Below are 13,974 nucleotides of genomic sequence, written 5' to 3'. Positions count from 1 at the left end.
CGGCTCACGGCGTCAAGCGCCAAGGACCCAACGGCTTCCCGCCCACCATCATTATGACAGGCTTTTCAGACACAGGGACCCAGGAGGCTACACGGATTGCTGATGCATGGGCCCCGGCTCTGCAGCGCATCACTCGCCGGACGATGCTTCGCATCGCCAGGGGAGCGCTGCGCTGCGTCCGGGGCACGAGAGACTGCTGTTGACCGATTGACACGCCTTCGCCTTCCCGCGGCGCGTTTCGCCCGAGTTTTGCGCTTCTCGTCACGCCCTCCTGGAGAAAAGGGCGCAGGGAAGGCCGGGCGCCGGCTGGCACCCGCGGTCCGCTGCGCGAAATGCACACGCAGGAAGAACCGCACAGCAGCATACAGGTGACGCCGAACGCTCGGCCTTCCCTGCGCGATGGTCGGACGGCTTATGCCGTGCTCTCCCGGGAGCCGAACTTTCCCTCTGGCCTCCCTCGCCTCACGGAATTCACCGACATGGCACCGGTTGGCGCCATGTCGCCTCCGCAAGACTTGACCGTAGCAACGACGGCCAGGACCACACGGTTTTGCCGTACGCACACGGCGCCGTTCGTACAACGCGGCTTGCGAGAAGCTCACGGGGATCGGCTCAATCCATCACCCCGCCCTGCGTCCCGCATCCGCGACGGCTCCAAGGCGTCCACCGCAACCTGATCCGCGGCTCGTGACGACGTACGACCGCCCCTCTTCGCCGGATCAGGATAGGCGACATCTACGATAAATCCGAATTTCTGTAAAGTAGAATATTTGCCAGCGAACCGATTGACCCAGCAATTGCTGTTTCGCCCGACCACGACGCAAGCCCTTGGGGTGAGCTGCTTCAATTCGTCGTCGTCTTGCCGCCGCGCATGGACACGAGCTTGTCCTCGCGAAACCGGAGAATGAGCCATGCGGTCTCATCGAAGCCGTTTGCGAGCTTTCCGTCGTGAGAATACACCATCCCGGCAGCTTCCGACTTCGACGGCGGTCCCAGCGCCGTGACGACCTCCGAACGCGACATACCCAAATGCAGCTTGCCGTCGAAGACGAGGGGCGCGAACTTCTCCGGGATGACGGCGCAATCGGTCGGGGTCTCCGCGTCCTTCTCGGTGAGCTCTTCAACGATCTCCGTGACGCGGTGGTCCGGACCGCCCATCTCTCCGCTGGACACGACCCATAACCGATGCTGCGCGCGCCTGTAACACAGCCAATAGATGCTATCTCCAGCGTCGCCCTGGTGTTGGATGGTTCCTTCGCCCACGGCTTTGCGGACCGCGCCGAGCGGCGTCTCCTCGAAGCGGCCGGCGAATGCGCCCAGCGAAAAGCGGATCGCCAATCTCTTCGCGACCGTCGACGGCACGCGCTCGAACGCATGTTCGTGGAGTGGCGGCGGCGGTGTCCGCGCGGAGCAGTGGTCCGCTGGAATCGCGAGAAGCAGAAGCAGCAAGAAGAGCGTCTTTTTCAACCGCATCGGCCCACAATTTCCGTACGTGGATCGGAGCGGCAGGGATAGCCGATCGCTATTCCCCGGACACTCTTCCGACCTTGGTCGGGTTCACACTTCAAATGGTTCATCCGCGAACCCGGGCAGCTTCCGGTTCGGGCAAAGCCAGCAAGGCTCTCAGCGCGCCGCATGATCGCCGGCCGAAATCCGCTTCAGGGCGCAAGCCGGGTGAAGACGTAGTCGCGGCTCTTGGCGCGGGCTTCGTGACAGCCCCAGCAGGTGCGGTGCTGGGCTTCATCGACCGGCTTGCCGCCGACAAAGCGGCCGAAGCCCCAGCCGCCGGTCGTCGCGTATTTCCGGGAGTCCTTGACCATCACCTGCACGGTGGTGGCAGCGCCCGGGATCGTCGCGGAGGCGAACTCCGGCGACTGCTTTCGCTTCCAGGCCCGCTTGACCAGGATGGTGCCGTCGGGGAACGGCAGCTTGCCGGCCTGATACGCATCGATCGCGGTCTGGTTGCCGACGACGGCGCGAAGCTCGTCGAGCGGCGCGGCCTCTTCCGCCGGCGCGATCAGCTCCCACTGCTTGTAGCCCGGCGGAATCGTGACGCCGAAGATCGGCGAAGCGTCGGCTCTGTCGACCTGCGCGGGCCCCTCGGCGAGCGCGATCGAGACCAGATTGGGAACGCAAGTCAGCAGAACGACCAGCAGCAGCACGGCCAGCGTGATCGCCGTGACGTAGGAACGCTTGTTCTTTTCAGGTTCGATCAATGTCATGACGTTTCCTCGGGCTGGAGGCGCGGCACATCCTCGGTCCAGCACGCCGGACCGAGGCATCACAGCGATGATCAGGTGCCATCGGCGTCGATGACCGCCTTGGCAAAGGCTTGCGGTGCTTCCTGCGGCAGATTGTGACCGATGCCGCCGGTGATCAGGCGAAACTCGTAACGGCCCGAGAACTTCTTGGCATAGGCGCTGGGCTCGGGATGCGGCGCGCCGTTGGCATCGCCTTCCATCGTGATGGTGGGAACGCTGATCACCGGGCCGGCCGCGAGTTTCCTTTCGAGCTCGTCGTATTTCGCCTCGCCCTGGGCAAGCCCGAGCCGCCAGCGGTAATTGTGGACCGTGATCGCGACATGATCCTTGTTGTCGAGCGAGGCCGCGCTCCGGGCGAAGGTGGCGTCGTCGAACTTCCACTGCGGTGAGGCGAGCTTCCAGATCAGTTTCGCGAAATCGTGCGTGTACTTCTCGTAGCCGGCGCGGCCACGCTCGGTCGCGAAATAGAACTGGTACCACCATTGCAGCTCGGCCTGCGGCGGCAGCGGCACGTTGCCGGCAGCCTGGCTCGAGATCAGATAGCCGCTGACCGACACCAGCGCGCGGCAGCGCTCGGGCCACAGCGCGGCGATGATGTCGGCGGTGCGCGCGCCCCAGTCGAAGCCGGCGACGACCGCCTTCTTGATGTCGAGCTTGTCCATCAGCGCGATGATGTCGGCGGCCATCGCGGCGGGCTCGCCGTTGCGCGGCGTCTCACTGGCGAGGAATTGCGTCGTGCCATAGCCGCGCAAATGGGGGATGATCACGCGATAGCCGGCCTTGGCCAGGATCGGCGCGACGTCGACGAAGGCGTGGATGTCGTAGGGCCAGCCGTGCAGCAGGATCGCCACGGGACCGTTCGACGGCCCCGCCTCGGCATAGCCGACATTGAGGACGCCGGCATCGATCTGCTTGATCGGGCCGAAGGACGCGGTCGATCCGGATGATCGCGGCGCGTCGGTTTCGGCGCGCGCAAGGTCGATCACGCCGAGGCCGACGGCGACGGTTCCGGCCGCGAGGCCGAAGAACGTCCGGCGATGCTGGTCGATAATCTCAATCATGATTGCTACCTCTCGATGTTGATGATGATGCGTCAGATCAGCGCGACGGTGACGTCGATGTTGCCGCGAACGGCCTTCGAATAGGGACAGGTCTGGTGCGCATCATCGATGATGCCGCGTGCGGTCTCGCCGTCCAGGCCCGGAAGACTCACATTGAGGCGCGCCCGCAGCGAATAGGCGCCGTCTTCGAGCACGAGATCGATTTCGGCATCGATCGCGCATTTCCTGGGAAGCTCGATCTTCCGCTTGCGCGCCGCGATCTCCATCGCGCCTTCGAAACACGCCGACCAGCCGGCGGCGAACAATTGCTCGGGATTGGTGCCGCTGCCCGCGCCGCCCGGCGGCGACAGCTTGACGTCCAGGCGGCCGTCCGAGCTGCGCGAGCTGCCGTCGCCGCGTCCGCCGCTGGTGTGGGTCCTCGCCGTATAGAGTGTCTTTGCCGCCTGCGTCATCGGGAAGCCTCCTTGCCGTCACGGCACTGACTAGCAGCGGATGCGGCAGCAAACCCGTTTGGACTTGTGAGAAATTGTGAGGCCGTGCCTTGCAGCCCTCACAAGGCCTGCGTTCGCGGCCTATGTCGATGCAGGCACGGCCTTGCTGGATCGCGATCATCTGGCTATCGGGTCTGTCGAAGGAACCAGATTTTCGCCATGACTGAACCGGCCGTCCTCGCGACGGGAACCTTGTCGTTCGGGCCATTCTCCGTGTCGCCACATGAAAGGCTCGTGACGCGCGACGGCGTGGTGCTGCCGCTCGGCGCGAAAGCGTTCGACACGCTGATGGCGCTGATGTCGCGGCCGAACGAGGTCGTCAGCAAATGGGACCTGATGGCGCTGGTGTGGCCGGGCCTCACGGTCGAAGAGGCCAGCCTGCGCTTTCATGTCGCGGCGCTTCGCAAGGCGCTCGGCGACGGCAAGGACGGCGCCCGCTACATCACGACGCTCTCCGGCCGCGGCTATTGCTTCGTGGCGCCGATTGCGCAAGCGGATGGCACGTCAGCGCAACGCCCCGCGCCGCGACCGGAACTGCCGCCCGTGAAATTGCCGAACCGGTTGCAGCGGATGGTCGGACGCGACGATGCGATCGCCGCCGTCTCCGACAAGCTCGTCACCTCCCGCTTCGTCACGATCGCCGGCCCCGGCGGCGTCGGCAAGACCGCGGTCGCCGTGGCCATCGCCCACGATCTGCTCGAGACATTTTCGGACGCCGCGCACTTCGTGGACCTTGCCGCGCTGAGCGATCCCGATCTCGTGATCACGTCGATCCTGCTGATGCTGGGCTTGCCGGCCCAGACCGACGATCCCCTGCCCGCGCTGCTGGCGCATCTGCGTGACAAGCGGATGCTGCTGATCCTCGACAATTGCGAGCACGTCATCGCAGCCGCCGCGCCGCTGGCAGCGGAGATCTTCCACGCCGCACCGCACGTCCATATCCTCGCCACCAGCCGCGAGGCGCTGCGCGTCGAGGGCGAGCAGGTCTATCGCCTGGCCCCGCTGGCCGTTCCACCCGACGGTGCCGCGCTGACGGCCGCCGCGGCACGGACTTATCCGGCGCTGCAATTGTTCCTCGAACGCGCCACGTCCGGCGGCGCGCAGATCGCGCTCGATGACGCCAACGCCCCGGTCATCGCGAGCATCTGCCGCAAGCTCGACGGCATGGCGCTGGCGATCGAGCTCGCCGCCGGCCGGGTCGAGGCCTATGGCCTCACGCAGACCGCCGCACTGCTGGACGAACGCCTCAACCTGCTCTGGCAGGGCCAGCGCACCGCGCCACCCCGGCAGAAGACGCTGCAGGCCACGCTCGACTGGAGCTACGGACTGCTCTCGGATCGCGAACGGATCGTGCTGCGCAGGCTCGCGATCTTCGCCGGCCATTTCACCCTCGACGCGGCACTCGAGGTCGTGCCGGATGCGCGCGTCGATCACGCCCATCTGTTCGACGCCGTCGACAGCCTCGTTGCCAAATCGATGGTCGCGCCGCGCCCGATCGGCGCCATGATGCGCTACCGCCTGCTCGACACCACGCGCGCCTATCTGCGCGAGATCGAACCCGACGACGCGGCGCTCGCCGCCCGCCATGCGACCTATTACCGGCGATGGCTGGAGCAGGCCGGCCTGTCATGGGCGACGACGCCGAGCGCGGACGAACGGGCGGTGCACTTCTCCGCGCTTCACAACGTGCGCGCCGCGCTCGACTGGTGCTTCGGCGCGAACGGCGATCCCGGCATCGGCATCGCGCTCGCCGCCGCCGCGGCACCGATCTTCCTGGCGATGTCCTTGCTGATCGAATGCCGGCGCTGGTCGGAACGGGCGCTGCAGACGATCACCCCCTCCTCGCGCGGCAGCGCCGAGGAGATGCACATCCAGGCCGCCCTCGGACTGACCTTGATGTTCACCCGCGGCGGCAGCGAAGCGGCGCGCAGCGCCTTGAGCCGGAGCCTTGCGATCGCCGAGGCGCGCGGCGACGAGGTCAACCAGCTCCAGCTGCTCGGCCGCATGCATATCTTTCACGAGCGGATGGGGGAGTTCGACGCCGCGCTCGGCTATGCGCAGCAGAGCCTCGCAGTCGCAAGCTCGCTGGGCGATACCGCCTCGATCGCCCTCGCCCATTCCCTCCTCGGCGTCTCGCTGCATCTGGCAGGCCGGCATCACGAGGCGCTGAAGATGCTGGAGGTTGCCTGGCAGGGACCGGGCACGGCGCGAATCAGCACGGTGTACGGCTTCGATCACCGCAACCGGGCCGGCATCACGCTGGCCCGCGAGCTCTGGCTGCAGGGACGGCCTGCGGATGCGTTGCAACTGGCGCAGCAGACGGTCACCGAGGCCGCGGAGATGGATCACCCGATCACGCTCTGCATTGCGCTGATCTGGGCGGTCTCGATCGCGCTCTGGAGCGGAGATCTCGATGGCGCGGAGGCGAACATCGACCGCTTCATCGCGCATGCCAATTCGCGCTCGATGGGCCCCTATCTCGCCGTCGGCCGCGGCGTCAAAGGCGAGCTGGCGATCCGGCGCGGCGATGCCGCCGGCGGCGTCGAGACGATCCGGACCTGCCTGCGCGAGCTCCACGAGGCCGGCTACGAGCTGCTCACCACGACCTTTGACATCGCGCTGGTCCAGGGCCTGCTCGCGCTCGGACGGATCGAGCAGGGCGCGGAGCTGATCGACGAGGCCACTCGCCTCGTCGATCGGAGCGGCGATCATCTCTACATGCCCGAGCTGCTGCGGATGAAGGGCAGGGTCCTGCTGTCGTTGCCGGAGCCCGATGCAGAGCAGGCGGAAGCCCGCTTCATGCAGGCGCTGGATTTGAGCCGCCGCAATGGCGCCAAGGCATGGGAACTGCGGGCCGCGATCGACCTCGCCGGCGTCATCGCCGAACGCGGCCGGCGCGACGAAGCCAGGCAATTGCTTCAATTGGCGCTCGAGGGTTTTGCGGAGGGCTCGGCGACGGCGGATATTCGAGCCGCCGACAGCCTCCTCGAGACGCTATAGCCGGGGCCTCCGCACCAACTCCGTTCACCCCGTCGGCGTGCCCTGCTTCCACTGGCCGCCGGCGATCTTCGCCGCGGCGATCACGGCCTGGGTGCGGCTCTCCACGCCGAGCTTTTGCAGGATCGCCGATACGTGCGCCTTGATGGTGGCCTCGGAGACGCCGAGCTCGTAGGCGATCTGCTTGTTGAGGAGGCCCTCCGACAGCATCATCAGGACCCGGACCTGCTGCGGCGTCAGCGTCACCAGACGGTCGCGCAGGCGCGTCATGTCGGGATCGGCGGCTGCCGACAAATCGGTGTCGTTGGGAACCCAGACGTCGCCTTCCATCACCTTGAGGATGGCATCGCGCAGCGTCTCGACGCCGAAACGCTTCGGAATGAAGCCGGACGCGCCGAAATCGAGCGAGCGGCGAATCGTCGCGCTGTCGTCTGACGCCGAGACGATCACCACCGGGATCGCCGGATATTGCGCGCGCAGATAGATCAGACCGGAAAAGCCGGAAATTCCAGGCATCGAGAGGTCGAGCAGGATCAGATCGACGTCCGAGGTCTGTTCCAGAAGCTTGGTCAGATCCTCGAACGATCCGGCTTCGTCGATTCGCGCGGAGGTCAGCACGCCCGCCACCGCCTGTCGCAGCGCGTCGCGGAACAGGGGATGGTCATCGGCAATGACGAGATGGGTCGAGGGAGCGTTCATCGTTCTCTTGCTGTCGTTCGCAGGCCGGCGGACCGATCCCGGATGTCTCAATTCTTCCCCGAGCGGCCGTGGCATGCAAGTACACATTATCCCTTTGCCGCAAAGGGGTTAATCCCCAAGCCTCCGTGGCCTCGTGCCGGCGCATGATACCGGACGTCAGCTGCGCGTCAGTGCGCAAGGCCGAAAGTCGTATTGGGGCCGGTTTCACGGCGATGTTACTTTGGCAGCCAAGACCTGGGTTGATCCGGCGTGGCCGGACATCCGGGGCGCGAGGAAACGCATTTCGGGGAGCGACTCAACATGTCGACAATGGCTGTATCTCAAGCAGGCGCGGGAGGGATGACGAAGGACGAACGGTTCGTCATTCTCGCCTCCTCGCTCGGTACCGTCTTCGAGTGGTACGATTTCTACCTCTACGGTTCGCTGGCCAGCATCATCGGCGCGCAGTTCTTCTCGGCCTATCCGCCGGCAACCCGCGACATCTTCGCGCTGCTGGCGTTCGCAGCCGGCTTCCTGGTGCGTCCGTTCGGCGCGATCGTGTTCGGCCGCATCGGCGACATCGTCGGCCGCAAATACACCTTCCTCGTCACCATCCTGATCATGGGCCTGTCGACCTTCATCGTCGGCCTGCTGCCCAACGCCGCCACCATCGGCATCGCCGCTCCGATCATCCTGATCGCGCTGCGCCTGGCCCAGGGCCTGGCGCTCGGCGGTGAATATGGCGGCGCGGCGACTTACGTCGCGGAGCATGCTCCGAACGGCAAACGCGGCTATTACACCTCCTTCATCCAGACCACAGCAACGCTCGGCCTGTTCCTGTCGCTGCTGGTGATCCTGTTCACCCGTTCCGCGCTCGGCGAAACGGAGTTCGCGGCCTGGGGCTGGCGCATTCCGTTCCTGGTCTCGGTGCTGTTGCTCGGCGTCTCGGTCTGGATCCGGCTCCGCCTCAACGAGTCCCCGATCTTCCAGAAGATGAAGGACGAGGGCAAGAGCTCGAAGGCGCCGCTCACGGAAGCCTTCGGCAACTGGCAGAACGGCAAGCTCGTGCTGCTCGCGCTGCTCGGCGGCGTGATGGGCCAGGGCGTGGTCTGGTACACCGGCCAGTTCTACGCGCTGTTCTTCCTGCAATCGATCCTGAAGGTCGACGGCTACACCGCCAACCTCTTGATCGCCTGGTCGCTGCTGCTCGGCACCGGCTTCTTCATCGTGTTCGGCATGCTGTCCGACAAGATCGGCCGCAAGCCGATCATCCTCGGCGGCTGCCTGATCGCGGCGCTGACCTTCTTCCCGATCTTCAAGATGATCACCACCAACGCCAACCCGGCGCTGGAAAAGGCGATCGAATCGGTCAAGGTCGAGGTGGTGGCCGATCCCGCGGGCTGCGGCGACCTGTTCAACCCGGTCGGCACTCGCGTCTTCAGCGCGCCTTGCGACACCGCACGTGCCTTCCTGTCGCTGTCGTCGGTCAAGTACTCGACCACGTCGGGTCCGGCCGGTTCGGGCGTGAAGGTGATGGTCAACGGCAAGGACGTCGCCTACGCCAACGCCAAGGACGGCAACCCGGCAGTGCTCGCCGCCGTGCTGGCCGCCGGCTATCCGAAGGCCGGCGACGCCGGGATCGTGAAGATGGCGCATCCGTTCGACATCTTCCGTCCGCAGGTGGCGGCGATCATCGGGCTGTTGTTCGTGCTCGTGGTCTACGTCACCATGGTGTACGGCCCGATCGCAGCGATGCTGGTCGAACTGTTCCCGACCCGCATCCGCTACACCTCGATGTCGCTGCCCTACCACATCGGTAACGGCTGGTTCGGCGGCCTGCTGCCGGCGACCGCCTTCGCCATCGTGGCCTCGACCGGCGACATCTATGCCGGCCTCTGGTATCCGATCATCTTCGCCTCGATTACCGTCGTGATCGGCTTCTTCTTCCTGCCCGAGACCAAGGACGTCGACATCAAGGCGACCTGATCGAAAGCAGCGATCTCAACCAACACGAACCGGCCGCGGCTTCCCGCGGCCGGTTTTGTTTTGGGAGTCTTGTCCTGATGCGTTGTCTTGACCCGAACCCGCGCCCACTTCGCTCGAGAACACTCTACTGATTGCTGCCGACGAACTGCAGCACCACTTCGCGCCGGTGCGGGCGCTTGCGATGCTCGATCAGATAGATCGCCTGCCAGGTGCCGAGCGCGAGCCTGCCGTTCAGGACCGGGATCTGGAGCGAGGCGCCGGTCAACATCGTCTTGACGTGGGCCGGCATGTCGTCCGGCCCCTCGGTGTCGTGGGTCCATCCGGCATTCTCCGGCGCGAGCCGGGACAGCGCGGTCGTGAGATCGACGAGCACCGAAGGATCGGCGTTCTCCTGAATCGTCAGCGAGGCCGAGGTGTGCCGGATGAACAGCGTCAACGCACCGTCGCGCGCGTGAACCTCGTTGATGAATCTTGCCGCTTCGGCGGTGAGATCAGTGAAGCCGTGGCCGGAAGTCTGCACCGTCAGCAATGACGAAGCGATGGTGGTGGCCTGCACCGAGGATGGCGCCGAACGGGTGACGGATCTGGCTGATGTCATGGTTGGTCTCTCAACTCGGAAAACTGCCGGAGGGTGGGCAAAGGCGCACTTGCGCCGTGCCCACGATCTTCCCCGATCATTGAAAGGTGGTGGGCACGCTTCGCTTTAACCCACCCCACGGCAGCTCAACGCGGGGAGAGCGCGGACGGCTGATCAAATCTTCCCCGACACGTCCTTCTGCACGCGGTTGGCCATGTCGATCAGCCGCCGCCAGGCCTTTTCCAGAAACGACATCACGCGATCGACGTCCTGGTCGCTCGGCAGCGGGATCTCGATCTTGCGCTCGCCCTCGGCGGCCCGAGACTCGGCGTTTTTGGGCTCGGCTTTCTTCAACGGGTCGGATTTCGGCAGCGCCTCGTCGATCTTGCCCGACACCGTCGGCCCCGCCGCGAGCTGCCCTTTCAGCTTCTCGACCTCGGCCTGGAGCCTGCCGATCTCGGCGTCGAGTGCGGTCCGTTCGTCGGGAACGGCGTAGCAGGCCCAGCCGGCGCCGTTCCTGCTGCAGGTCGAAACCGTGCCCGTGCGCGTGTCGAGCCGCAGCACGCCCTCGGGGATGGGCGTCATGCTGTAGCGGCCGTTTTCGCCATCGGGCGCGGATTGTGCCGCCACGATGCCGCCGCTGACGGCCATCGCCGCGGCGAACGCCGCCGCCAGCCAGGATGTTGTGGATGATGTCACTGGTCTCATCGCGCTCTCCGCCACGACGTCGGGGTGGCACTCCCGCAAATTCTACACCCCGGCGAGGTGATCCGCCGCCCAAAACACCCGCCGGACATGAACGATCCAGCCATCCCCATTGATCCCGGCAGCGCGGCGAAATGGCGACCGTGTCCGCGGATCACGAGGCGAGCTGCTGCGGTGCGGCGTCACGCTGTGTGCAGCGCTGCCGTGCGCGCCGATATCATCAAATAAATCAATGGCATAAGCGAAAGAGACGCAATCGTGACTTGGCTTGACTTGATTATGGGCCATCAGTATGGTCCGCGCGGCTTTTGAGGGTGGCGGGCGCAATTTCCATTCAGCCGCGGCGTTTCGGGTCTTCGTTGCATGACACAGGGCACGGGACACGGCGAGAATGGAGATCGCGATAGATCGTCCGAGGAAGCTGCGCTTTCCGAACGGCTCGGAAGTCTCGATCAGCGGTTGTCCGAATTTCGCGACCGCCGGATCAAGACCGAGCAACCCGCAGGTGACGGTGGAGACGGAGCGGCCAGAGCCTCGGCGATGGCGCTTGGTTTTCGGTTATCCTCCGAGTTGGTCGCCGGTGTCGCTGTCGGGGCGGGGATTGGCTGGGGGTTCGACCGCTTGCTGTCGACGTCGCCTTTCGGATTTATCGTGTTCCTGCTGCTCGGCTTCGTGGCCGGCGTGGTGAATGTGGTGAGATCGGCGGGCGCGGGTCAAAACAGGCGCGGTGGTTCTTAAGGCAATCCCACCAGGAGAGGAATGATCGTGCCGGTTCCGCCGGTACGGGCCGGCCCGGCCGGCAGACCGAGACCCGCCGGCATCGCCCGGCAGACCAAGAGATGCCGCGCCGATGAAAATCGATCCGATCCACCAGTTCAACATCGAGCCTCTCTTCACGATCGGCCATATCGGCAATCAGACGATCGCCTTCACCAATTCGTCGCTCTACATGCTGGTGGCAGTTGCGATCATCTCGCTCCTGATGCTCGCCAGCGGCACGCAGCTGGTTCCCGGGCGCCTGCAGTCGGTCGCCGAAATCTCCTACGAGTTCGTCGCCTCGACCATCCGTTCGACGGCCGGCTCGGAAGGCATGAAGTTCTTCCCGCTGATCTTCTCGCTGTTCATGTTCATCTGCGTCTCGAACCTGGTCGGCATCATTCCCTACACCTTCACGATCTCGAGCCATCTGATCGTCACCGCGGGGCTGGCGCTGCTGGTCTTCTTCACCGTGCTGATCTACGGCATCGCCAAGAACGGCGTGAAGTTCTTCAAGATTTTCGTTCCCCACGGCGTCCCCGGTTACGTCCTGCCGCTGGTCATGTTCATCGAGGTCCTGTCGTTCTTCCTGCGGCCGGTCTCGCACAGCATTCGTCTGTTCGCCAACATGCTGGCCGGCCACATCGCGCTGAAGGTGTTCGCGGGCTTCGTCGCCATGCTGGGCTTCTCGCTCGGCGCCATCGGCTGGGTCGGCGGCGTGCTGCCGCTGGCACTCACGATCGCGCTCTACGCCCTCGAGATTCTGGTCGCGTTCCTGCAAGCCTATGTGTTTGCGATCCTGACCTGCATCTACCTCAACGACGCCATTCATCCGGGACACTGAGCGGTCCGGGGAATTTCCACCCACAACCCCATCTTTCTTCCAAGGAGTCTAAAATGGATCCGGCAGCAGCAAAACTTATCGGCGCGGGCATCGCGTGCATCGGCATGGGCGGTGCGGGCGTCGGCGTGGGCGTGATCTTCGGCAACTACCTCGCCGCAGCCGTCCGCAACCCGTCGGCCGCTCAGGGCCAGTTCGGCAACCTGATCTTCGGCTTCGCCGTGACCGAAGCGCTCGGCATCTTCTCGCTGCTGATCGCGCTGCTTCTGCTGTTCGTTTTCTAAAGAACGACTTCTTTCGCGCCGCTTCATCCGAAGCGGCGCGTGACAGCAACAGGAGTACTCCATGGCCGAGAGTCATGGCGGGGCAAAAGGTCCGGCGGCGGGCGCTCACACCGAAGCCGATGGCGGTCATCACGGCGGCGGTTTTCCGCCGTTCGAGAGCAGCACTTTTGCTTCGCAGCTGGTGTCGCTCGCGATCTTCTTCGTCCTGCTTTACGTGATCGTGTCCAAGCTCGCTCTGCCGAAGGTCGGTGGTGCGATCGAGGCGCGTCAGAACAAGATCGAGGGTGACCTCACTGAGGCGCAGAAGCTGAAGGATCAGTCCGAGGCGGCGCTGAAGGCCTATGAAAGCGAGCTCGCCTCGGCGCGCACGCGAGCACAGGCGATCGGCAACGAATCCCGCGACAAGGCGAATGCGCAGGCTGACGCCGAGCGCAAGGCGCTGGAAGAACAATTGGCGGCCAAGCTCGCCGAGGCGGAGAAGACCATCGCCTCGACCCGCGCCGCCGCCATGAGCAACGTCCGCGGCATCGCGGCCGATGCGGCAGGCCAGATCGTGCAGCAGCTCACCGGCGTCGTTCCGGATGCGGCCTCGGTCAATGCCGCCGTTGACGCGTCCTTGAAGGGTTAGTCGATATGTTCTTCGATCCGGAGACTTGGGTCGCCGTCGCCTTCGTGATCCTGATGGTCGTGTTCGGCTATCTCGGGGTCTTCAAGTCGGCGATGACCGCGCTCGATCATCGCGCCGCCCGCATCAAGGCCGAGCTCGACGACGCCCAGCGCCTCAAGCAGGAAGCGGCCAAGGTTCTCGCCGACTACAAGGCGCGCACTGCCTCGGCGGAACGCGAGGCCGCCGAGATCATCGCCAACGCCAGAGGCGAAGCCGAGCGCATCGCGACTGAGGCCAAGGCGAAGGTGGAAGACTTCGTCGCCCGCCGGACCAAGACCGCGGAGGGCAAGATCGCGCTCGCCGAGGCCCAGGCGCTGGCCGATGTCCGCGCCGCAGCCGCGGAAGCCGCCGTCCAGGCCGCCTCCACGATCCTGTCGCAGTCGGTCAAGGGCCAGGTGGCCGACGACCTGCTCGCCAAGGGCATCAACGAAGTCAGGCAGAAGCTGAACTGAGGGCGTCGCCCTCACCAATCAAAAAAGCCGGCGCGATGAGCGCCGGCTTTTTTTGTTGAAAGAACTTCGTGTCCCGGACGCGGCGCGGCATGAAATGACGCGACGCAGAGCCGGGACCCAGTGTGTCGCGGCATGGGCCCCTGTGTCTGAAAAGCCTGTCATAATGATGGTGGGCGGGAAGCCGTTGGGTCCTTGGCGCTTGACGCCGTGAGCCGGCT

The 13,974-nt window shown here is 65.2% G+C and carries 15 protein-coding genes; 7 read left to right on the top strand and 8 right to left on the bottom strand.

Annotated elements, in window-relative coordinates:
- Nucleotides 1–843: 843 nt before the first annotated feature.
- The 4 genes from UNPF46_RS32665 to UNPF46_RS32650 all read right to left on the bottom strand — a co-directional run bounded on the left by UNPF46_RS32665 (nt 844) and on the right by UNPF46_RS32650 (nt 3,774).
- A complete protein-coding gene (locus tag UNPF46_RS32665) occupies nt 844–1,473 on the bottom strand; it encodes a hypothetical protein (protein ID WP_142252811.1) in 630 nt (209 codons plus the stop codon).
- Nucleotides 1,474–1,658: 185 nt separating this feature from the next.
- A complete protein-coding gene (locus tag UNPF46_RS32660; protein WP_142252810.1) occupies nt 1,659–2,222 on the bottom strand; it encodes a cytochrome P460 family protein in 564 nt (187 codons plus the stop codon).
- Nucleotides 2,223–2,293: 71 nt separating this feature from the next.
- Nucleotides 2,294–3,322: an alpha/beta fold hydrolase gene (locus UNPF46_RS32655; RefSeq protein WP_142252809.1), complete on the bottom strand. Its 1,029-nt coding sequence runs from the start codon at nt 3,320–3,322 to the stop codon at nt 2,294–2,296.
- Between the two features lie 32 nt (nt 3,323–3,354).
- Entirely contained in the window at nt 3,355–3,774 is a 420-nt protein-coding gene (locus tag UNPF46_RS32650; protein WP_100177956.1) for an organic hydroperoxide resistance protein, read from the bottom strand.
- A gap of 198 nt (nt 3,775–3,972) precedes the next feature.
- Between UNPF46_RS32650 and UNPF46_RS32645 the strand changes: the two genes are divergently transcribed.
- Nucleotides 3,973–6,813, top strand: coding sequence for an ATP-binding protein (locus UNPF46_RS32645; RefSeq protein WP_142252808.1), 2,841 nt, complete (start codon nt 3,973–3,975; stop codon nt 6,811–6,813).
- 24 nt (nt 6,814–6,837) lie between these two features.
- Here UNPF46_RS32645 and UNPF46_RS32640 read toward each other — a convergent pair whose 3' ends face one another.
- A complete protein-coding gene (locus UNPF46_RS32640; protein ID WP_100177957.1) occupies nt 6,838–7,509 on the bottom strand; it encodes a response regulator in 672 nt (223 codons plus the stop codon).
- A gap of 339 nt (nt 7,510–7,848) precedes the next feature.
- On the opposite strand from UNPF46_RS32640, the gene UNPF46_RS32635 reads away from it, so the two are divergent.
- A complete protein-coding gene (locus tag UNPF46_RS32635) occupies nt 7,849–9,474 on the top strand; it encodes an MFS transporter (protein ID WP_181770226.1) in 1,626 nt (541 codons plus the stop codon).
- A gap of 124 nt (nt 9,475–9,598) precedes the next feature.
- On the opposite strand, the gene UNPF46_RS32630 is transcribed toward UNPF46_RS32635, so the two are convergent.
- The 3 genes from UNPF46_RS32630 to UNPF46_RS38025 all read right to left on the bottom strand — a co-directional run bounded on the left by UNPF46_RS32630 (nt 9,599) and on the right by UNPF46_RS38025 (nt 11,044).
- Nucleotides 9,599–10,072, bottom strand: a complete 474-nt coding sequence (locus tag UNPF46_RS32630) for a secondary thiamine-phosphate synthase enzyme YjbQ (RefSeq protein WP_142252806.1) — start codon at nt 10,070–10,072, stop codon at nt 9,599–9,601.
- A 153-nt stretch (nt 10,073–10,225) separates the two neighbouring features.
- The gene (locus UNPF46_RS32625) at nt 10,226–10,759 is read right to left on the bottom strand and encodes a hypothetical protein (RefSeq protein ID WP_142252805.1); all 534 of its coding nucleotides are present in this window, start codon (nt 10,757–10,759) and stop codon (nt 10,226–10,228) included.
- 42 nt (nt 10,760–10,801) lie between these two features.
- Complete coding sequence (locus UNPF46_RS38025; protein ID WP_181770225.1) at nt 10,802–11,044, bottom strand: hypothetical protein; 243 nt, start codon at nt 11,042–11,044, stop codon at nt 10,802–10,804.
- A 75-nt stretch (nt 11,045–11,119) separates the two neighbouring features.
- Here UNPF46_RS38025 and UNPF46_RS32615 point away from each other — a divergent pair, with 75 nt between their 5' ends.
- The 5 genes from UNPF46_RS32615 to UNPF46_RS32595 all read left to right on the top strand — a co-directional run bounded on the left by UNPF46_RS32615 (nt 11,120) and on the right by UNPF46_RS32595 (nt 13,756).
- Nucleotides 11,120–11,494: an AtpZ/AtpI family protein gene (locus UNPF46_RS32615; protein WP_100177959.1), complete on the top strand. Its 375-nt coding sequence runs from the start codon at nt 11,120–11,122 to the stop codon at nt 11,492–11,494.
- A 112-nt stretch (nt 11,495–11,606) separates the two neighbouring features.
- Nucleotides 11,607–12,356: a F0F1 ATP synthase subunit A gene (locus UNPF46_RS32610; RefSeq protein ID WP_142252804.1), complete on the top strand. Its 750-nt coding sequence runs from the start codon at nt 11,607–11,609 to the stop codon at nt 12,354–12,356.
- Between the two features lie 53 nt (nt 12,357–12,409).
- Entirely contained in the window at nt 12,410–12,637 is a 228-nt protein-coding gene (locus UNPF46_RS32605; RefSeq protein WP_018643436.1) for a F0F1 ATP synthase subunit C, read from the top strand.
- Between the two features lie 61 nt (nt 12,638–12,698).
- Nucleotides 12,699–13,265: a F0F1 ATP synthase subunit B family protein gene (locus UNPF46_RS32600; RefSeq protein WP_100177961.1), complete on the top strand. Its 567-nt coding sequence runs from the start codon at nt 12,699–12,701 to the stop codon at nt 13,263–13,265.
- 5 nt (nt 13,266–13,270) lie between these two features.
- Nucleotides 13,271–13,756 (top strand): F0F1 ATP synthase subunit B family protein, encoded by a 486-nt coding sequence (locus UNPF46_RS32595; protein WP_142252803.1) that lies wholly within the window; start codon nt 13,271–13,273, stop codon nt 13,754–13,756.
- Nucleotides 13,757–13,974 lie beyond the last annotated feature (218 nt).

The organism is Bradyrhizobium sp. UNPF46 (genome assembly GCF_006658625.1).
GTDB lineage: Bacteria > Pseudomonadota > Alphaproteobacteria > Rhizobiales > Xanthobacteraceae > Bradyrhizobium > Bradyrhizobium nitroreducens.
The sequence above is the reverse complement of the archived record's forward strand: the minus strand, read 5'-3'. Positions and strand labels throughout refer to the sequence as shown.